17 protein-coding genes and 1 pseudogene are annotated in these 19937 nt (G+C 69.6%); 12 read left to right on the top strand and 6 right to left on the bottom strand.

Going from position 1 to position 19937, the window contains the following annotated elements:
* The first annotated feature begins 97 nt into the window (after positions 1 to 97).
* The 3 genes from A4R43_RS35335 to A4R43_RS35325 all read left to right on the top strand — a co-directional run bounded on the left by A4R43_RS35335 (position 98) and on the right by A4R43_RS35325 (position 3771).
* On the top strand, positions 98 to 1843 hold the full coding sequence (locus A4R43_RS35335) for a hypothetical protein (RefSeq protein WP_113696051.1): 1746 nt from the start codon (positions 98 to 100) through the stop codon (positions 1841 to 1843).
* Positions 1840 to 3075 (top strand): hypothetical protein, encoded by a 1236-nt coding sequence (locus A4R43_RS35330; RefSeq protein WP_113696050.1) that lies wholly within the window; start codon positions 1840 to 1842, stop codon positions 3073 to 3075. The genes A4R43_RS35335 and A4R43_RS35330 overlap by 4 nt, the downstream gene beginning before the upstream one ends.
* A 75-nt stretch (positions 3076 to 3150) precedes the next feature.
* On the top strand, positions 3151 to 3771 hold the full coding sequence (locus A4R43_RS35325; protein WP_113696049.1) for a DUF1707 SHOCT-like domain-containing protein: 621 nt from the start codon (positions 3151 to 3153) through the stop codon (positions 3769 to 3771).
* On the opposite strand, the gene A4R43_RS35320 is transcribed toward A4R43_RS35325, so the two are convergent.
* Positions 3761 to 4102 (bottom strand): hypothetical protein, encoded by a 342-nt coding sequence (locus tag A4R43_RS35320; protein ID WP_113696048.1) that lies wholly within the window; start codon positions 4100 to 4102, stop codon positions 3761 to 3763. The genes A4R43_RS35325 and A4R43_RS35320 overlap by 11 nt on opposite strands.
* A gap of 105 nt (positions 4103 to 4207) precedes the next feature.
* On the opposite strand from A4R43_RS35320, the gene deoC reads away from it, so the two are divergent.
* The 3 genes from deoC to A4R43_RS35305 are packed head-to-tail and all read left to right on the top strand — an operon-like array spanning position 4208 to position 7483.
* Complete coding sequence (gene deoC, locus A4R43_RS35315) at positions 4208 to 5185, top strand: deoxyribose-phosphate aldolase (protein WP_113696047.1); 978 nt, start codon at positions 4208 to 4210, stop codon at positions 5183 to 5185.
* Positions 5185 to 6624: an aldehyde dehydrogenase family protein gene (locus tag A4R43_RS35310; protein ID WP_113696046.1), complete on the top strand. Its 1440-nt coding sequence runs from the start codon at positions 5185 to 5187 to the stop codon at positions 6622 to 6624. Before deoC ends, A4R43_RS35310 begins: the two co-directional genes overlap by 1 nt.
* Positions 6617 to 7483, top strand: coding sequence for an aldehyde dehydrogenase family protein (locus A4R43_RS35305; protein WP_113696045.1), 867 nt, complete (start codon positions 6617 to 6619; stop codon positions 7481 to 7483). The genes A4R43_RS35310 and A4R43_RS35305 overlap by 8 nt, the downstream gene beginning before the upstream one ends.
* Positions 7484 to 7501: 18 nt before the next feature.
* On the opposite strand, the gene A4R43_RS35300 is transcribed toward A4R43_RS35305, so the two are convergent.
* The gene (locus tag A4R43_RS35300; protein WP_113696044.1) at positions 7502 to 8143 is read right to left on the bottom strand and encodes a TetR/AcrR family transcriptional regulator; all 642 of its coding nucleotides are present in this window, start codon (positions 8141 to 8143) and stop codon (positions 7502 to 7504) included.
* A gap of 166 nt (positions 8144 to 8309) precedes the next feature.
* On the opposite strand from A4R43_RS35300, the gene A4R43_RS35295 reads away from it, so the two are divergent.
* The 3 genes from A4R43_RS35295 (at position 8310) to A4R43_RS35285 (ending at position 10345) form a co-directional block, all read left to right on the top strand.
* Positions 8310 to 9482, top strand: a complete 1173-nt coding sequence (locus A4R43_RS35295) for a cytochrome P450 (RefSeq protein ID WP_113698094.1) — start codon at positions 8310 to 8312, stop codon at positions 9480 to 9482.
* Complete coding sequence (locus tag A4R43_RS35290; protein WP_113696043.1) at positions 9479 to 9673, top strand: ferredoxin; 195 nt, start codon at positions 9479 to 9481, stop codon at positions 9671 to 9673. The genes A4R43_RS35295 and A4R43_RS35290 overlap by 4 nt, the downstream gene beginning before the upstream one ends.
* A gap of 183 nt (positions 9674 to 9856) precedes the next feature.
* Complete coding sequence (locus tag A4R43_RS35285) at positions 9857 to 10345, top strand: GNAT family N-acetyltransferase (RefSeq protein WP_113696042.1); 489 nt, start codon at positions 9857 to 9859, stop codon at positions 10343 to 10345.
* Between the two features lie 1083 nt (positions 10346 to 11428).
* Here A4R43_RS35285 and A4R43_RS35280 read toward each other — a convergent pair.
* Positions 11429 to 12481, bottom strand: a pseudogene (locus A4R43_RS35280) (transcription termination factor Rho, short form); the annotation flags it as partial.
* 225 nt (positions 12482 to 12706) lie between these two features.
* Between A4R43_RS35280 and A4R43_RS43035 the strand changes: the two are divergent.
* A complete protein-coding gene (locus A4R43_RS43035) occupies positions 12707 to 12865 on the top strand; it encodes a hypothetical protein (RefSeq protein WP_162788702.1) in 159 nt (52 codons plus the stop codon).
* Positions 12837 to 13505, top strand: coding sequence for an esterase/lipase family protein (locus A4R43_RS35275; protein WP_113696040.1), 669 nt, complete (start codon positions 12837 to 12839; stop codon positions 13503 to 13505). Before A4R43_RS43035 ends, A4R43_RS35275 begins: the two co-directional genes overlap by 29 nt.
* Before the next feature lie 4 nt (positions 13506 to 13509).
* Here the strand turns inward: A4R43_RS35275 and A4R43_RS35270 are convergent, their stop codons facing one another.
* Complete coding sequence (locus A4R43_RS35270; RefSeq protein ID WP_113696039.1) at positions 13510 to 16044, bottom strand: DEAD/DEAH box helicase; 2535 nt, start codon at positions 16042 to 16044, stop codon at positions 13510 to 13512.
* Between the two features lie 149 nt (positions 16045 to 16193).
* Here A4R43_RS35270 and A4R43_RS35265 point away from each other — a divergent pair, with 149 nt between their 5' ends.
* Complete coding sequence (locus A4R43_RS35265) at positions 16194 to 17456, top strand: primosomal protein (protein WP_113696038.1); 1263 nt, start codon at positions 16194 to 16196, stop codon at positions 17454 to 17456.
* On the opposite strand, the gene A4R43_RS35260 is transcribed toward A4R43_RS35265, so the two are convergent.
* A complete protein-coding gene (locus tag A4R43_RS35260; RefSeq protein ID WP_113696037.1) occupies positions 17453 to 18637 on the bottom strand; it encodes an MFS transporter in 1185 nt (394 codons plus the stop codon). The genes A4R43_RS35265 and A4R43_RS35260 overlap by 4 nt on opposite strands.
* A 119-nt stretch (positions 18638 to 18756) precedes the next feature.
* On the bottom strand, positions 18757 to 19863 hold the full coding sequence (locus tag A4R43_RS35255) for an adenosine deaminase (protein WP_113696036.1): 1107 nt from the start codon (positions 19861 to 19863) through the stop codon (positions 18757 to 18759).
* Positions 19864 to 19937 lie beyond the last annotated feature (74 nt).

Raw genomic sequence — 19937 nt, 5'->3', positions numbered from 1 at the left:
GCAGGCAGCTCGCGATTACCTCCGGTGGCTCTTCCAGCGGTACACCTACCCAGTCGGGTATCCGGAAGCTCAGCGTGCTGTCGAACGGCCGGGGACCGTGCTCCTGCATGGCAAGCCCGGCAGCGGACGGCAGAGCGCGGCGAAAATGCTGCTCTACGGCCTGAACAGGCGAGCTGTTTTCCGGGAACTGCCGGACCGGGCCGAAGAAGGGGAGGCCCTTCTCGACGATGACCAGGTGGAGGCCGGTGATCGCTTCCTGCTCGACCTGACCGCGAGCGATCAGTCCGCCTTCGCCGGCGCGCAGCAGCTCATCGTTTCGATGATGCCTACGATCGCGGATCGCCGAGCCCACCTCGTGGTGGTCCTGCCGGACGTTCCGGTGCAAACGCTGGTACCGGAACTGCGGGGATTCGTCGTCGAGATCGGCCGGCCCGACGGGCCGACTGCCCTGGTCAAGCATTTGAGGGCAGAGGGAATCCGCGGCTGTACCGAGGAAGTGCGGCCTGGCGTCCGTCAGAAACTCGACGGCGATTCGTTGGAACAGCTGGCAACGCTCGTCGGCTTGGTCAAGCAGGCACGCGAACGTAGCCTGGAAAAGGACTTCACCTATTGGCTCACCGCCGCAATAGACACCTGGCTGAGACGCGATCAGGATGTCGCGGCAGCGGTGAAGGAGGCTGACGGAACCGCGCGAGCCACCCTGCTGGCCGTGGCCATGCTGCACGGCAGTCATGCCGACGTCGTGCATCGCGCGACCGCCGGAATACTCCGCCGCACGGAACATCCGGAACCGGACGAGCCCCTGCTCGCCAGAACCGCGTTCGGGCATCGGCTGGAGGAAGTCCGCGCCGAGCTGTCGGACGATCGTTCGGTCAGGTTCAAGGATCTGGCCAAGGACGACGCCGTTCTCCGCTTCTTCTGGGACAATTACCCGGACCTCCGCACGAAGCTGACCGGCTGGGCCGACGAACTCGTGCGTTCGTCGATACCGCCTGCCGACCAGGCGGCCGTGGCGCACAAGCTGGCCCTCCAGTGCTTGCGTACCGACCGTGCCGGCGACGTGACGCGGTTGGCGGAAAGCTGGTCCACGACGCTGCCTGACCCCGCTCCCGTCGCCGCACTGCTGCAGCCCGGCCTGACCGACGAGCGGTGGGCTCGCCGGGCCCGCCAGCAGATCTACGACTGGACTGGCAAGGCGACGCTTCCTGACTCACTGGCGCAGCTGCTGATCCCGCTCTGCCTGGAAAAGATCGCCACCCACTATCCCGAGCAGGCCTTGGTCCGCATCCACCGGCTGGCCAGGACCCACCGGAACGAGAACGTCTTCCAGGCCGCCCGCAACGCGCTCATCCTGCTGTGCGAAGCGGACGGAAGACTGTTCCGAAGGCTGCTGGCGCGTTTGCGCCACTACCCCGTCGAGAAGCGCTGGGGCCGGGATTTCGTCATCTTTCTCCAAGTCGCCGATCCGCGCCTGCTGGTCCGCGACGACCAGCGAACGCAGCCATTCATCGCCGATCGCGGGATCGCCGGTGAACTGACCTCGCTGTGGGCGGACGTCCTTACCCGCCGCCACCCCCGCGACTGGCCGGACTACGCCCGCGCCTGGCTCCGCGCCGCCGGCCCGGACGACATCGGCGCCCGGTTGACCGATGTCCTCGCGTGCGCGGCGACCAGGGTGGACGGCGGAAGCTCCAGGTTGTTCGTGCTGGCCCGTGACTGGGTTCGTGAACAGCAGCCGGACCGCCGATCGGCCGTCGCCACGTACACCCGGTTCGTCGAGCAGATCGATCGAGCGCAGAACTTCAATCCCACCGCGGAATATCCGACAGGAGCAGTGAAATGAACCAGCGCGACAAGACACTTCTGATCGTCCTGGGTTTCTTCGCCGTGTTCGTCCCGGTTGCCGTCGGGCTGAGCCTGGACTGGCCGGTATGGCTCTGGTCGCTGCTCGTGGTGCTCTCGCTCGGGGTGGTGCTGATCGTCCGCACCTCGATCGTGGACCGGATCCGCCAGGAGGAGGCCAGGGACGCTCGGCTGGACCGGTTCCAGGTACCCGAACCTCCTCCCGAACCATCGGGGTACGAGGAGGTGATGATCAACCCGACCTATCTTCCCAGCGCCCTTTCCGACTACCGCTTTGTCTTCTCCGCCAAGGTGTGGTGGCGGTTCTCCCCGAACACACCGCCGAGGCCGCATGCCAACCCGGCCGGACTGGCGTGCAGCCTGATCGTCCAGCAAGCGCAGGCTGAGGCGGCGCGGATGCAACCGCAGGACACCACCCTGCTGGAACACCGGCTGAGTGGTCTGCTGGGCGTCGCCCGCCCCGACCGCGACAACCTGCTCGAGGCGTCCGCGAACAGCGTGAAGGTGACGCTGATGCCGGACGACGAGGCACGGCTCCAATCGCTCGCCGAAGTGCGCAAGAGCCGGGCGGTCTGGGAACACGAGCGGGACTACGAGCGGAACAAGCGCCAGTACCTCGGGGAGGACGTGCTCAAGGACACCGGCAGCGCCGTGGTCTGGTGGTTGTCGAAGCAGGAAACGGCCATCCAGGAAACAGTTGATCTCATCGGCAAGCTCGCCCAGCTCTCCGCGGCGGCGAACAACACCGAGATCCCGCCCCTGTTCCGGCAGTTCGTCACCGAAAACCTCACCGGAGACGTCACCGAACACGCCTCGGCCGAGCACGCCGAGCCGAACGGGCGTCAGGGAGCTTGGCTCTCCTTGGATCCGGCGCTCGCCCCGGCAGGCGCCACCGTGCAACCAACACGACACCTCGAAATGTGGATGACCGAGATCGGGCTCGCTCCCGGCAACCCGACCTGGGACCTGCTTGCCTACCGGCTGGCGTCAACGGCCGAAGCCACCGGGATGCGGGAGGCCGCGATCCAGATACGGAAGGACTTCGGCGTCGATGTGCCCGACCCGGCCGATGCCGTGCCCGAAGAAGAAGCCGCTGAGGCGGAAACACCTGCTCAAGGCAGGCTTGATGACACAGTGGACTCAGCCGGACACGGTGAGGACAACCGGCCGGAATGGCCGGGGACCGATGGCCCCCGCCTGTCGTACGAATGACCGACGCGGGCGCCACCCGGGAGCGCTAGGCTGCCTGCCGTGAGTGAGCACCCTGGCCTTCCCGAACCGTCGCAGATGCGGGTGTCCGACGCCGATCGTGAGCGGGTCGCGCAGATCCTGCACCAGGCGATGAGCGAGGGCCGGATCACCGTGGAGGAGCTGGAGGAGCGGCTGTCCACGGTCTACGCCGCCAAGACCGCCGCGGATCTGCGCCCGGTGACCATCGACCTCCCGGTGGAGGGCAATCCGGCGGCCGTGGTGCAGACGCCGTCGCGGGCCGTGTCGAGCCCGCACAACCTGGTCGGCGGGCGGCCCGGCTCGGCCAGTTCGGTGGCGGTGATGTCCGGGACCGAGCGCAAGGGCAGCTGGGTCATCCCGGCCACCCACAACAGCTTCGCCTTCTGGGGCGGCGTCGAGATCAACCTGATGCACGCGCGGTTCGCCGAGCAGCACACCACGATCAACGCGGTCGCGATCATGGCGGGCATCGACATCGTGGTGCCCGACGACATCATTCTCGACGTCACCGGCATCGGCTTCATGGGCGCCTTCGAGAGCCAGGACCGCGGTGACGTGCAGCAGGCCCCGGCGGACGCCCCGGTGCTCAAGGTGTCCGGCTTCGCTTTCTGGGGCGCGGTGACCGTGGTCCGCAAGCCGCGTCAGGCCCCGAGCCAGGCGAAGCAGATCACTCCCTGACCGGCACCCACGGCCGCTCGTCCAGCAGTTCGCGCAGCTTGTCGGTGGTCTCGCGGAGTTCCCGCTCCCACTGCCTGGTGCGCGCACTACCGGCGTACGCGGCGTCCAGTTGCGCGAGCACCCAGTTGCGGATGAGCGCGGTCGGCGCCACCCCGCGCCGGTCCGCCAGCGCCCGCAGTTCCTCGATCCGCTCGACCGGCAGGCGGACGCTGTAGACCTCGCTCGGGCCCCGCGACGGCTCCTCCACCGGGCGTCGCGCGAACGCCTCGATCTCCTCCTCGGCCCGGCGCGCCGCCGCCTTCAGCCGCTGGGTGGGGAAGTCGTCCGGCATCGTGCCTCCTGGTTTTTCAGACGCCTATGCCGATCGTAATACGCCGTATTACGATCGAGGCACTAACCTGAAATTTTCCGGATCGCCGTCACCTAGACTCGCGGCATGACAGTTACGTCAACGGCGACGGACACCCCGTCGCCGCTGCCAGAGCGGCTCGCCGACGCCACGCGCGACGAGACGAGCCTGCGCCGGTTCCTGCACGGGCTGCCGGGTGTCGACCAGGTCGGCGTCGAGCAGCGCGCGGCCGGGCTCGGCACCCGCAGCATCAAGAAGGCCGCCAAGCGCTGGGCCATCGACACCGCCATCTCGATGGTCGACCTGACCACGCTGGAGGGCGCCGACACCCGCGGCAAGGTGCGCGCGCTGGCCGCCAAGGCCAAGCTGCCCGACCCCGAGCACCCGGACACCCCGCGCGTGGCCGCCGTCTGCGTGTACCCGGACCTGGTCGCCACCGCGGTCGAGGCGCTGGACGGCACCGGCATCGGCGTGGCCAGCGTGGCCACCGCCTTCCCGTCCGGCCGCTCCAGCCGCGAGATCAAGCTCGCCGACGTCAAGCTGGCCGTGGACGCCGGTGCCTCCGAGGTCGACATGGTGATCGACCGCGGTGCCTTTCTGGAAGGCCGCTACGGCCAGGTGTTCGAGGAGATCCAGGCGATCAAGGCCGCGTGCGGCCAGGCCCACCTGAAGGTGATCCTGGAGACCGGCGAACTGGCCACCTACGACAACGTGCGCCGCGCGTCCTGGCTGGCGCTGCTCGCCGGTGGCGACTTCATCAAGACCTCCACCGGCAAGGTCTCCCCCGCGGCCACCCTGCCGGTCACCCACGTGATGCTGCAGGCCGTGCACGACTGGCACCAGGTCACCGGCGAGCTGCGCGGGGTCAAGCCGGCCGGCGGCATCCGCACCACCAAGGACGCGATCAAGTACCTGGTCGCCGTGCACGAGGTCGCCGGGCCGCCGTGGCTCGACCCGCACCTGTTCCGGTTCGGCGCCTCCAGCCTGCTCAACGACCTCCTGCTGCAGCGCCGCACCCAGCTCGACGGCCACTACAGCGGTCCCGACTACGTGACGGTGGACTGATGCCCGACTCACCCTTCGAATACGCGCCCGCGCCCGAATCCCGGGACATCGCGAACCTCAAGCCCGCCTACCGGCCGTTCATCAACGGCGAGTTCGCCGACGGCGGGGGTGAGCCGCTGAAGTCGGTCAACCCGGCCACCGAGGAGGTGCTCGCCGAGGTCTCCACCGCGTCGAAGTCCGATGTGGACACCGCGGTGAAGGCGGCCCGCCGGGCCTACGAGAAGACCTGGGGCCGGATGCCGGGCGCCGAGCGCGCCAAGTACATCTTCCGCCTGGCCCGGCTGATCCAGGAACGCGCGCGTGAGCTGGCCGTGCTGGAGAGCCTGGACAACGGCAAGCCGATCAAGGAGTCGCGCGACTCGGACATCCCGACCGCCGCGGCGCACTTCTTCTACCACGCCGGCTGGGCGGACAAGCTGGACTACGCCGGCTACGGCCCGGACCCGCGGCCGCTGGGCGTGGCCGGGCAGGTCATCCCGTGGAACTTCCCGCTGCTCATGCTGGCCTGGAAGATCGCGCCCGCGCTGGCCACCGGCAACACCGTGGTGCTCAAGCCCGCGGAGACCACCCCGCTCACCGCGCTGGTCTTCGCCGAGATCTGCCAGCAGGCCGAACTGCCGCCCGGCGTGGTGAACATCCTGCCCGGCGCCGGGGACATCGGTGCCGAGCTGGTCGGCCACCCGGACGTGAACAAGATCGCCTTCACCGGGTCCACCGAGGTCGGCAAGCTGATCCAGCGCACGGTCGCGGGCACGCCGAAGAAGCTGACCCTGGAGCTGGGCGGCAAGGCGGCGAACGTGGTGTTCGACGACGCGCCGCTGGACCAGGCGGTCGAGGGCATCGTCAACGGCATCTTCTTCAACCAGGGCCACGTCTGCTGCGCCGGTTCGCGGCTGCTGGTGCAGGAGTCCATTGTGGACGAGGTGCTGGCGAAGCTGCGCTACCGCGTGTCCACGCTGCGCATCGGTGACCCGCTGGACAAGAACACCGACATCGGCGCGATCAACTCACGCGAGCAGCTGACGAAGATCCAGGAACTGGTCGATTCGGGCGACACCGAGGGCGCGCGGCGCTGGACCAGTCCGTGCCCGGTGCCCGAACGCGGTTTCTTCTTCGCTCCCACGGTGTTCTCCGACGTGCAGCAGTCGATGCGCATCGCCCGCGAGGAGATCTTCGGCCCGGTGCTCTCGGTGCTCACCTTCCGCACGCCGGAGGAGGCGGTCACCAAGGCGAACAACACGCCCTACGGGCTGTCCGCCGGGATCTGGACGGAAAAGGGCTCGCGCATCCTGTGGATGGCGAACCGGCTGCGGGCCGGTGTGGTCTGGGCCAACACCTTCAACCGCTTCGATCCCGCCGCACCGTTCGGCGGTTACCAGGAATCGGGCTTCGGCCGCGAGGGCGGGCGCACCGGTCTGGAGGCTTACCTCGATGTCTGATCGTCTTTCGGTGACCAAGACCTACAAGCTCTACGTCGGCGGGAAGTTCCCGCGTTCGGAGTCGGGGCGCTCGTACCCGGTCTCCGACGCGAAGGGCAAGTTCCTGGCGAATGCCGCGCACGCGTCGCGCAAGGACGTGCGCGACGCCGTGGTGGCCGCGCGCAAGGCGTTCGGCGGCTGGTCCGGCGCCACCGCCTACAACCGCGGCCAGGTGCTGTTCCGGGTGGCCGAGGTGCTCGAAGGCCGTCGTGAGCAGTTCGTCAGCGAGGTCAGCGCCTGCGAGGGCGTGCCCGTCGAGAAGGCGGAGTCCCTTGTGGACACCGCGATCGACCGCTGGGTCTGGTACGCGGGCTGGACCGACAAGATCGCCACCGTGCTCGGGGCGGCGAACCCGGTGGCTGGCCCGTACTTCTCGTTCACCGTGCCGGAGCCGACCGGCGTGGTCGGCGTGCTGGCGCCGCAGCGGTCCTCGTTGCTGGGCCTGGTCAGCGTGCTGGCCCCGGTGCTGGCCACCGGCTGCACCGCGGTGGTGGTGAGCAGCGCCGAACGGCCGCTGCCCGCGATCACCCTGTCCGAGGTGCTGGCCACCTCCGACGTGCCGGGCGGGGTGGCGAACATCCTCACCGGGCACGCCGCGGAACTCGGCCCGTGGCTCGCCTCGCACGGTGACGTCAACGCGCTCGACCCGACCGGCGCGGCGGAGGCCGATCGCGCCGAGCTGGCGAAGGCCGCCGCGGGCACGGTCAAGCGGGTGCTCAGCGTGCCTGCCGAGGAACCGGACTGGACCGAGCGGCCGGACATCAAGCGGCTGCGGCGCTACCTGGAGGCGAAGACCGTCTGGCACCCGCTCGGCGTCTGACGCGTTTTCCGAGTGCGATCAGGCGTCGAAGATGTCGGCGCTGGTCACCGCCCGGCCGGGCAGGGGTGAACCCGGCCGGGCGCGCAGCCCGTCGAGCATCAGCGCGATGCAGCGGTCGGTGGCGAACGAGCTGACCCGCATCGGCTGGTGCGGCAGTTCGCGCAGCAGCAGCGAGAACATGATCGTCACGTCGCCGGCGCCCACGTCGGGCCGCAGTGAACCCTCGGCCTGCGCCTGTTCGACGATCCGGTCGAGAATGCCGAGCGCCTCGCGGCGGAACTCATCGGTACTGGGGTCCGCCGAGAACACCGCCCTGGCCAGCGGCGACAGCATGGCCAGCTGCACGCTCAACTTCACCCGCTGCGTGATGCGGAGGAACCGGACGAGCGCGTCCCACGCCGTCGGTTCCTCGTCGATCGCGGTGCGCGCGTCGGCCAGCACGCCGCGGAAGGTGTCCCGCGCGACCTCCCGCAGCAGGGACGCGCGATCGGGGAACCGCCGGTAGAGCGTCCCCACTCCGACGCCCGCCCGGCGCGCGATCTCCTCCATCGGCACGTCCGGGCCCGCGTCGGCGAACAACTCCTTGGCGGCTCCGAGGATCTGGTCGCGGTTGCGTCTCGCGTCGGCCCGCAACCGGGTCTCCTCGTGCTCCACCGTCATCTCAGCCACCTCTCAGGTTCCGCGGGATTGTCTCACCCCAACGGATGTGGACGCTCGCATTCCACATCGGTACCGTGAAAAGTGGAAGGTAAACCTCCACATACGAATCGTCCGGATTGAGGTAGCCGTGTCCGAAACCACCACCGAGCGGGTCCCGTCGTTCCCGATGGAACGCCGCTGCCCCTACGCGCCACCCGCCGAATACGACCGGATCCGCGCCGAGAACCCCGTGACGCAGGTCGAGCTGCCCACCGGCAAGCGGGCCTGGGTGCTCACCCGGCACGAGGACGTGCGCGCCATGCTGGCCGATCCCCGGTTCAGCTCGGACCGCGCGAACCCGCGGTTCCCCACGCTGGTGGACAACACACCGATGCGGGCGGCCTTCAAGCCGTCGCTGATCTCGATGGACCCGCCGGAGCACGGCCCGGCTCGGCGCGCGGTGGTCGGGGAGTTCACCGTGCGCCGGATGGAGGCGCTGCGGCCGCGGATCCAGGAGATCGTCGACCAGGCCATCGACGACCTGCTGGCCGCCGGCGAGCCCGCCGACCTGGTCACCCACCTGTCGCTGCCGGTGCCTTCGCTGGTGATCTGCGAGCTGCTGGGCGTGCCGTACGCCGACCACGAGTTCTTCCAGCTGCACTCGGGCAGGCTGCTCAGCCGGGACACCTCGCCGGAGGACCGGCGGCACTCGGTCGACCAGCTCACCTCGTACCTGGACAAGCTGATCGTGGAGAAGGAGGCGGCGCCGACCGACGATCTGCTCGGCAGGCAGATCCTCAAGCAGCGCGAGGAGGACAACGTCGATCACGAGGCGCTGGTCAGCCTCGCCTTCCTGCTGCTGATCGCCGGGCACGAGACCACCGCGAACATGATCTCGCTGGGCGTGGTCGCGCTGATCGAGCACCCGGAACAGCTCGCGCTGCTGCGCGAGGACCCGGGCGTCACGCTCAGCGCGGTCGAGGAGCTGCTGCGGTACTTCACCATCGCGGAGGTGGCCACCACCAGGCTGGCGGTCGAGGACGTGGAGATCGGCGGGGTGCGGATCAAGGCGGGTGAGGGCGTGATCGGCCTGTCGAACGCGGCGAACCACGACCCGGCGGTCTACGAGCGGCCGGACGAGCTGGACATCGCGCGCGGGGCGCGCAACCACGTGGCGTTCGGCTTCGGGGCGCACCAGTGCCTCGGGCAGAACCTGGCGCGGATGGAACTGCAGATCGTGTTCGACACGCTGTTCCGGCGGGTGCCGTCGCTGCGGATCGCCAAGCCGGTCGACGAGCTGGACTACAAGCGCAACGCCACCGTGTACGGGTTGCACTCGCTGCCGGTGACCTGGTCATGAGGGTCATCACGGACGTCGATCGCTGTGTCGGCGCCGGGCAGTGCGTGCTGACCGAGCCGTCGGTGTTCGACCAGCGCGAGGAGGACGGCACCGTGCTGCTGCTGACCGACGAGGTGCGCGGCGAAACGGCCGAGCGGGTGCGGGAAGCCACCCACCTCTGCCCGGCGCAGGCTCTGTCCACTTCGGACTGACCGCGACCGCCCGGGTTGCCGGGGTTGCCGGGGTTGCCGGGGTTGCCGGGGTTGCCGGGGTTGCCGGGGTTGCGGGTTGCCGGACACGAATGTGGCTTTGGGGGCGCATTCGGCCCCGAAAGCCACATTCGTGTCCGCGCAATTCGGTTGTCGCGCCCGGGCGGGGGCTGGTACAAGGCGGTCATGCAGATCCGGGAGGCCACGGCCGCTGAACTGGACACCCTGCCCGCACTCGAATCGGCCGCCGATTCGATCTTCGAGGACCTGGGCTTCCCGCCGCTGCCGCCGCCCGGCAGCGCCGACGACCTCGCCTCGGCGCGGCTGGTGCTGGTCGCGGGCACCCCGCCGGCGGGGTTCGCCAGGGTCGAGGTGGTCGATGGCAACGCGCACCTGGAACAACTGGCCGTGCACCCGGCCCACTTCCGGCGGGGCATCGGCACGCAGTTGGTGCGCGCGGTCCTCGACTGGGCACGGGCGGAGGGCTTCGGCGCGGTGACGCTGTGCACGTTCGCGGACATCCCGTGGAACGGCCCGTTCTACCGGAAACTCGGCTTCACCGACCTACCCGAACCGACGGCGGGCCTACTGGCCCTACGAGCCCACGAACGCGCCTTGGGCCTGGACGCCCTCGCCCCCCGAACCGTCCTACACCACCCCTTCCCCGACGCGTAACCACCCACCGCACCCGAGGCACATTCGGAAATCCGCGCGCCCCGAAGCGCACCGATCGCATCAGAAGTGCGGCCGGTTCGGGCCGCCAGGCAACGGGCTATCCGGCTATCCGGAGCTCGGCAGGCGCCTCAGGAGAGCGCGCCGGTCGCGTCAGGGACGCGGCGGTCGCGTTTGGCGTGCGGCGGTGCGATAGGAGTGCAGCAGGCGCATCAAGAGCGGGTGGGCACTTCACAAACGCGGCGGGCGCGCCAGGAGCGCGGCGAGCGCGGCCAGGGAGCAGTGGCCGCGTCAGGAGCGCAGCGGTTGCGTCAGGAGCGCGGCAGGCGATCCGAAGTGTGTGGCGGGCCGTCCGAAGTGTGGCGGACGGATCAAGGGCGCGGCGGTCGCGACGCGAATCCGGCGAGCGCGTCAAGGGCGGGGCGCGTCGGTCTCGGCGGGGGCGCGGCAGGCCCGTCACGACTGCGGCGAGCGCGGCGGGAACGCGGCGGGCGCGTCACGAATGTGGCGGGCACGCTGGGCGCATCACGAGCGCGGCGAGCTGCGCGAATGCGGCGAGCGCGGGGCGAATGCGACGGGCGTCAAAATGTGGCTGGTCGCGCCAGGAACGCGGCGAGTGCATCAAGGGCCCAGCGGGCGCGGGCCGCGGTGAGCGCGGCAGCAATACGGCGGGCGCGGCAGCGGCGCTGCGGGCGCGGCGGGGGCGCTGCGGCAGGAGTGCGACGCGCGCGGCAGGGATACGGCGCGCCCGGCAGGAGTGCGGCACCCGCGGCAGGGATGCGGCACCCGCGGCAGGAGTGCGGCACCCGCGGCAGGAGTGCGGCACCCGCGGCAGGAGTGCGGCACCCGCGGCAGGAGTGCGGCACCCGCGGCAGGGATGCGGCACGCGCGGCAAGGATGCGGCACGCGCGGCAGGAGTGCGGCACGCGCGGCAGGGATACGGCGGGCGCGGCAGGAGTGCGGCGGGCACGGCAAGGATGCGGTGGGCGAGGCAGGGGCGCAACGGTCGCGGGGGTGCGGCGCGCAGCAGGGGTGCAACGGGCGCGAGGGGGGGCGGCGCGCGCGGCAGGGGGATAGCGGGAGGTGTCAGGGGCGTGGTGGGCGGGTCAGTTGGGTGAGGAACTCCTGGTTGGTTTCCGTTTTACGTAAACCGTCCAGGAGGGTTTCGGTGCTGTGGTCGCGGGTTTCCAGTGCGCGCCGCAGGGCTGTGGTGGCGGCGGTTTCGGCGGGTGAGACCAGGAGGTCTTCGCGGCGGGTGCCGGATTGGGGGAGGTCGACGGCTGGCCATACGCGTTTGCTCGCCAGGCGGCGGTCCAGGCGTAGTTCGGCGTTGCCGGTGCCCTTGTATTCCTCGAAGATCACCGTGTCGCCCACTGAACCGGTGTCGACGAGGGCGGTGGCGAAGATGGTCAGCGAGCCACCGTTTTCGATGTTGCGGGCGGCGCCGAGGAAGCGCTTGGGCGGGGTCAGCGCGGAAGAATCCACGCCGCCCGAAAGGATTCGGCCCGAGGCTGGGGCGGCCAGGTTGTACGCCCGGCCGAGTCTGGTCAGGGAATCCAGTAGCACCACCACATCGCGCCCCTGTTCGACGAGGCGTTTCGCGCGTTCGATGGCCAGCTCGGCCAGGGCCGTGTGGTCGGCGGGTGGATGATCGAAGGTGGCCGCGATCACCTCGCCGGGCACGGCGCGGGCGAGGTCGGTCACTTCTTCCGGACGCTCACCGACCAGCACCAGCATCAGGTGGCATTCCGGGTGGTTCTTGCTGATCCCGTGCGCGATCGCCTGCAGCACCGAGGTTTTCCCGGCCTTCGGTGGCGCCACGATCAGCGCGCGCTGCCCCTTGCCGACCGGCATCACCAGGTCGATGACCCGCGTGGTCAGCTCGTGCCGCTCGGTTTCCAGGCGCAGCCTTTGGTTGGGGTACAAGGGAACCAGGTCGGCGAAGGCCGGGCGCGGCCGTCTGCCGGGAGCAAGCCCGTTGACCGCGGTGACCTCCCCGTGGTCATCGAGGCAGAGCAGGTCACCACGGCGCAGCCCGAGGTCGCGGACCACTTTCTGGCTGATCGGTACGTCGTCGGGGCCCGGCAGGTAGCCGTCGGCCCTGACCTGTGCGCGGTTGCGCACGATGTCGAGTATTCCGTTGGTAGTCATGGGAAATCTTTCTGAGCAGAGTGAAGGAAGGAACGGCGTTCGCCCGCCGGCCGGAAACTGAGATCCTGAACGCTCTGGACGGGAGGCGTGGCCTGCATCCGTCAAGAGGAGATGTCACCACGGTAGCCCAGGCAGGCGGTGGTGCGCAACCACGGAACCCGAACGGGTCCGGTGGCGTCACATCTCGAATACCCGAACCCAGGAGGTCACTCGATGAAGTACGGCAGGACGGTCGCGGCGCTGGTCACGGCCGGACTCGCGGTCAGCGGCCTGACCGCCGCGCACGCCGCCGAGGCCCAGCCGGTGTACTTCGTGCACGGCTACAACGAAGAGCCGGGGCGAGCTGAAGACCGTCGGCTACTACGCGGGTGACAGCAACTGCGACGTCACCGTCGCCAAGGCGAGCACGGGCACGCGCATCAAGCACGTCGCCGCCGAGCTGGCCAACCGCATCTACCGCGACCACACCAGCAAGGGCGAATCCGTCGAAATCGTCGGCCATTCGATGGGCGGCCTGGTCACGCGCGTCGCGCTGCTCGGCTCGGCGCAGGGCTGGGAAGGCTTCCCCAAGGGCAAGCTCAAGGTCAGCGACGTGGTCACGCTGGCCACCCCGCACCAGGGCATCACCGATCCGGACAAGTACCACAGCACGCAGTGGGACTCGATGAAACCCGGCTCCACCTTCATGGACGTGCTGCACGCACCGGAGAACCGCCTCACCGAAAGCTGGGCCAAGGGCACCGACTGGAGCTTCGCCGGGTCCGATGAGGACGGTACGGTCGGCTACGAATCGGCCATCGACAAGGGCTACCACGCCGACCACAAGTACCGGTACCGCCCGGACGCCGACTACGACATCTCGCACACGAACATCCGGAAACTGGCTCCTGGCAAGGAGAAGTTCAACCTCCGCTACTGGCATTCCAGCGAGGGCAAGGAACACGACACCACCAACGGCTGGGCACCGCTGGAGACCGCCTACAACGCGCTGAGCCGCAACGGGGACTGGTAACCGCTCAGAGGCGGTCGACCGCGGTGACGTGCACCACCGCGGCGCCCGCCTCGTCGGAGGCCGCCAGGTCGATTTCGGCGCTGATCCCCCAGTCGTGGTCGCCGGCGGGGTCGTCGAAGATCTGGCGGACCTTCCAGACCTCGGGCTCCTTCTCGATGATCAGCAGCGCCGGGCCACGGGCGTCGGGACCGGTGCCGAGGTCGTCGTGCTCGTCGAAGTATGCCTCCATCGCGTCCTCCCACTCCTCGGCGTCCCAGCCGGACGCGGAATCCAGCTCGCCGAGCGCCGAATACGCCCGCCGAGCGGCCAGTTCTACCCGCCGGAAGAGCTGGTTCCGCACCAGCACGCGGAAAGCGCGCTCGTTGCGGGTGACCGGCGGCGGGCCCTCCGGCAGGGCGGGCGGCGCGTGCGGGTCCTCGGCGTCGGGGTGCCGCAGGGCCTCCCATTCGTCCAGCAGGCTGGAGTCGACCTGGCGCACCAGCTCGCCCAGCCACTCGATGAGGTCCTGCAGCGGCTCGGTCTTGGCCTCGTCGGGCACGGTGTGCCGCAGCGTGTCGTAGGCGTCGGCAAGATACCGCAGCACCAGGCCCTCCGACCGCGCCAGCTGGTAGAAACCGATGTACTCCACGAAGTTCATCGCGCGCTCGTACATGTCGCGCACCACGGACTTCGGCGAGAGCTGGTAGTCGTCCACCCACGGGTGGCCCTGGCGGTAGCTGCGGTAGGCGACCTCGAGCAGTTCCGCCAGCGGCTTCGGGTAGCTGACCTCCTCCAGCAGCTCCATCCGCTCGTCGTACTCGATGCCCTCGGCCTTCATCGCCTGCACGGCCTCACCGCGTGCCTTGAACTGCTGCTGCGACAGCACCGGCCTCGGGTCGTCCACAATGGATTCCACAATGGACACGACGTCCAGCGCGTAACTGGGCGACTCCGGGTCGAGCAGGTCGATCGCGGCCAGCGCCAGCGGGGAAAGCGGCTGGTTCAGCGCGAAGTCGAACTGCAGGTCCACGGTCAGCCGGACGATCCGGCCCTGCTCGTCCGGCTCCGGCAGCCGCTCCACCACACCCGCGGCGAGCAGCGCGCGGTAGATCGCGATCGCCCGCAGGATGTGCTTGCGCTGCGACGGCCGGTCCTCGTGGTTGTCCTCCAGCAGGTGCCGCATGGAGTCGAAGGCGTTGCCCGGCCGGGAGATCACGTTCAGCAGCATCGAGTGGCTGACCCGGAAGCTGGAGGTGAGCGGCTCCGGCTCGGCGGAGACCAGCCGCTCGAAGGTGCTCTCGGTCCAGTTCACGAACCCCTCTGGCGCCTTCTTGCGGGTGATCTTCCGCTTCTTCTTCGGGTCGTCACCGGCCTTCTCCAGCGCCTTGGCGTTCTCGATCACGTGATCCGGCGCCTCGACCACCACGTAGCCGTCGGTGTCGTAGCCCGCCCGGCCCGCGCGACCGGCGATCTGGTGGAACTCGCGGGCCTTGAGGTGCCGCTGCCGCACACCGTCGTACTTGGTCAGCGCGGAGAACACCACCGTGCGGATCGGCACGTTGATGCCGACGCCGAGGGTGTCGGTCCCGCAGATCACCTTGAGCAGCCCGGCCTGGGCCAGTTGCTCGACCAGGCGGCGGTATTTCGGCAGCATGCCCGCGTGGTGCACGCCGATGCCGTGGCGCACCAGCCGCGACAGGGTCTTGCCGAAGCCGGCGGAGAACCGGAAGTCGCCGATCAGGTCGGCGATGGCCTCCTTCTCCGCCTTGGTGCACACGTTGATGCTCATCAGGGTCTGCGCGCGCTCGATCGCCGCCGCCTGCGAGAAGTGCACCACGTACACCGGGGCCTGGCCGCCGTTGAGCAGCTCGGACATGGTCTCGTGCATCGGGGTGAGCGCGTACCGGTAGGTCAGCGGCACCGGCCGCTGCGCCGAGGTGACCACCGCGGTGTCGCGCCCGGTGCGCCGGGTCAGGTCCTTCTCGAAGAAGGAGACGTCGCCGAGGGTGGCCGACATCAGCACGAACTGCGCCTTCGGCAGCTCCAGCAGCGGGACCTGCCAGGCCCAGCCGCGGTCGGGCTCGCTGTAGAAGTGGAACTCGTCGGCCACCACCTGGCCGACGTCGGCCTCGGCACCGAAGCGCAACGCGATGTTCGCCAGGATTTCGGCCGTGCAGCAGATGATCGGGGCATCCGCGTTGACGCTGGAGTCGCCGGTCATCATGCCCACGTTGGCCGGCCCGAAGATCTCGATGAGCTGGAAGAACTTCTCCGAGACCAGCGCCTTGATCGGGGCGGTGTAGTAACTGCGCCTGCCGTGCGCCATGGCGGTGAAATGCGCGCCGACGGCCACCATGCTCTTGCCGGATCCGGTCGGCGTGGACAGAATCACGTTGGCGCCGGAGACAACCTCGATCAGCGCTTCTTCCTGCGCCGGGTAGAGCTGCAGGCCGCGGTCGGCGGCCCAGCCGGCGAAGGCTTCGAACAGGGCGTCGGGCTCGGGGACCGCCGGGACGCGGTCGTCGAGTCGCTGGGTGCTCGGTGCGGGCTGTGTGCTCATCAGGGAAGTCATCGTGCCATCTCCGCCCGCCGGACGGGCGGGGGTGATCGCGCCGCGACGGCCGAACCCGTAGGCTGCGCATACCGCGCACCGACAGGGGGAAGCCTGGGCCGGCGCGCACACCGTGGGTGATTGGCGGAGGACAGGTAATGGCACAGGACATCGTCCCGGTCGAGCTCGGGTTGCCGCAGGGCGACCTGGTGACCCTGTGGGCACCGCGCTGGCGGGAAGACGGCGAGGAGTGGGAAGCCTTCCTCGGCGACGAGGAGGACCTGTACGCCTTCCCCGACGCCGCCCACCTCGCCGCGTTCGTCCGGACGGCCGAGCAGCACGACCTGATCGACCACCCGGCCTGGCACGTGGTGCCCGCGCTGAACGTGCCCGAGCTGATCCCGGACGACGACCATTCCTACGACCTGGTCGGCGTGCCCGAGCTGGTCGCCGAGGAACCGGACTCCTGGACCATCGGCGAGCTGGCCGAGATCGTCGGCATCGTGCGCTCGCTCGCGGACGTCTGCGAGCTCGAAGAGGTGCACGAGGTGCTCGACAGCTGCGAGGGCTTCTCGCTGCTGGAGCAGGGCAGGCTGCCGTTCACCGGCCGTGAGGGCGAGCGGCTGTGGACCGACCTGTCCGAGGCCGTCTCCGAGAAGTGGGACGTGGTGCTCGACGCGATCGACGGCCTGGTCACCGTGCCGGACGTGGACGCCACCCTGCTGGAGCAGACCGCCGAGGAGCTGGCCACCTTCCTGGAGGAGTCGGCCGAAGCCGAGGCCGCCGCGGCGGAGAACACCGACGACGACCTCGAGAGCGTCGACAGCGAGGAAGCCGAGGCCGAGGAAGCCGACGAGGCGCCCACCGGTTTCTGGGCCGAGGTCGGCATCGACCCGATCAAGATCGTCACCAAGTCCGACGAGTACTACTCGCTGCGCTGCTACCTCGACGACGAGCCGATCTTCCTCGGCTCCGACGGCCGGATCGACGTCTACGGCTCGCCGCGCGCGCTGTCCAGGGCGCTGGCCGAGCCGAAGGAGCTGGAGGGCAACGAGCTGGCCGAAGTGTCCACTTGGGACGAAGTGCTGGCCAAGGCCACCGGCGGGGACCTGGAGATCGAGGTCCACGAGGACAACACCTACGTGCTGGCCGGGCTGGACGAGGACATCGCCGAGGGCATCGACGCGATCGACCCGACGCAGCTGGAGCTGGCCGTCGAGCTGCTAACCGACGCGGCCGACTGGGCCGACGACGACAGCGTCGGCGAGGCGCTGCAGAAGTCGGAAAGCCTGGGCTGGCTGGTCAACTTCGTGATCGAGCCGGACCCGACGCGGCTGGCGCCGAGCGCGCCGTTCGACGCCGAAGAGGGCGAGTGGCGCAAGCTGGTCGAGTCCTTCGAAGACCGGCTGCGCACGCACTAGTCCCGTTCGGCGCGTACCGGGGTGAGCCAGATGGCCAGTAGCGGGAAGAGGGCGGCGACGCAGAAGGCCAGCGCGTAACGGGAATCGCCGATCACCAGGCCGAGCAGGGGTGGGGTGGCCGCCGCCGCGATGTTCTGGCCGGTGTTCTGGGCGCCCATCGCGCGGCCCGCCCAGGCGTGCCCGGCGAGTTCGGCGGACGCGGTGAAGCCGAGGCCGTTGTCGCTGACGCTGATCACCGCGGCCAGCACCAGCGCGATCACCGCCAGCCAGGGCGCGGTGGCGTCCCCCGCGGCCACCAGCAGCATCACCGCCGCGCTCGCCACGGCCAGCTGGCGCATCGGCCGCAGCCTGCTGCCCACCCGGTCCGACCAGTACCCGGTGCCGATGCGCGCGAGCGCGCCCAGCGCCTGCACCGCGGCGAGGAACCACCCGGCCGCCAGCGGGCTCCAGTCCCGCACCGCCACCAGGTACACCGGCGCGAAGGCCGAGACCGCGAACTGCGGCACCACCAGCAGCGCGCTCGCGCCGTGCAGCCGCCAGAGCGCGGGCGCCCGGTACGGCGACGGCGGCTTGCCACCGTCCCCGGCCACCGGCTCCGGCCGCGGCGGATCGGTGACCAGGGCGGCCACCAGCACGGCGACCACGATCGCCAGCAGCCCGGGGAACAACAGCGCCGCCCGCCAGCCGTACGCCTGCGCGAGCGGCGGCAGTGCCAGCGCCGCGATGCCGACGCCGATCGGCTGGGCGGTCTGCCGCAGGCCCATCGCCGTGCCGCGCTCGCTCGCGCTGAACCAGCCCATCACCACCCGGCCGCTGGCGGCGTTCACCGAGGCGGTGGCGGCGCCGGCGAGCAGGAACACCCCGAACAACACCGGCAGTGACACCTCGGTCCACGCGGCGTAGCTCAGCAGCAGCCCGGAGGTGCCGAGGCCGAGCGCCATGATGAGTCGCTCTCCGTAACGGTCCGCGGCGGCGCCCCACACGATGAGGGTCAGCAACAGCCCGATGGAAGGTGCGGCGACCACGGCACCCGCGGCGGCGAGCGAGAGCCCCTCGGCCTCCTGGAGCACCGGCACCAGGAACGGGATGCCGTAGAGGAAGGCGCAGCTCGCGGCCTGCGCGAGGAGCCCGAGCGCCAGCACCAGCCAGCGACGGCGACTCGCGGTGACCGGCTGCACCATGACGTCCTCCCAGATAGTGAGAGTCAACTCTTACTATCTGGACTTTACTTCGCAAGGCTAATTAAAACAAGCCCCGTCCGGAATAGCGGATTCCGGACGGGGCCCGAGTAGCGCGGAGGTCAAGAAGCGATCAAGTCCGCATAACCCGGCTTGATCACGTTGTTGATGATATCCAGCCGTTTGTCGAAATCGAGGAATGCGGACTTCATCGCGTTGATGGTGAACCACTGGAGATCGGCCCAGCCGAAACCGAAGGCCTCGGCCAGCGCGGCGAACTCGCTGGACATCGTGCAGCCGCTCATCAGCCGGTTGTCGGTGTTCACCGTGACCCGGAAGCGCAGCCGGGTGAGCAGGCCGATGGGGTGCTCGGCAATGGACGGCGCGGCGCCGGTCTGCACGTTGGACGACGGGCACAGCTCCAGCGGGATCCGGCGGTCGCGCACGTAGTTCGCCAACCGTCCCAACTGGACTTCCCCGCCGGGCGAGGTCTTGATGTCGTCGACGATGCGCACGCCGTGCCCGAGCCGCTCGGCGCCGCAGTGCTGAATCGCTTCCCAGATCGACGCCAGCCCGAAGGCCTCACCAGCGTGAATGGTGAAATGCGCGTTGCTGGTGCGCAGGTACTCGAATGCGTCGAGGTTGCGGGTGGGCGGGAATCCGGCCTCGGGACCGGCGATGTCGAAACCCGCGACGCCATTGTCCCGGTAGCGCACCGCCAGCTCGGCGATCTCGTACGCCCTGGCGTGCTGCCGCATCGCGCAGAGCAGCGTGCTCAGGTGGATCCGCCCGCCCTTCGCCGCGACCCGGCGCTCACCCTCGGCGAACCCCTCCTGCACGGCTTCGACCACCGCGGGCAGTGACAGCCCGCGCTCGACGAACAGCTCCGGTGCGTAGCGAACCTCGGCGTAGACGACGCCGTCGGCCGCCAGGTCCTCCGCGGCTTCGGCGGCCACCCTGACCAGCGCTTCCTCGGTCTGCATGACCCCGCAGGTGTGCGCGAAGGTCTCCAGGTACGACTCCAGCGAGCCCGAATCCGCCGCGTCACGGAACCACTGGCCGAGCTCACCCACATCGGTGGCGGGCAGCCCTCGATAACCGATCGAGTCAGCGAGATCAAGCACCGTGCCGGGGCGCAATCCGCCATCGAGGTGGTCGTGCAGCAGCACCTTGGGCACCCGGCGGATGCTTTCCACGTCCAGGGACTGGGATGGGATATCGGACGACATGCGACAACGGTACTTGCGCGCCCTCGCCGAGGGGCTGCGCCGAACGGGTCTTGCGCCGCGGGCTACTGTGGTGA

This window comes from Amycolatopsis albispora (assembly GCF_003312875.1).
Classification (GTDB): domain Bacteria; phylum Actinomycetota; class Actinomycetes; order Mycobacteriales; family Pseudonocardiaceae; genus Amycolatopsis; species Amycolatopsis albispora.
The sequence above is the reverse complement of the archived record's forward strand: the minus strand, read 5'-3'. Positions and strand labels throughout refer to the sequence as shown.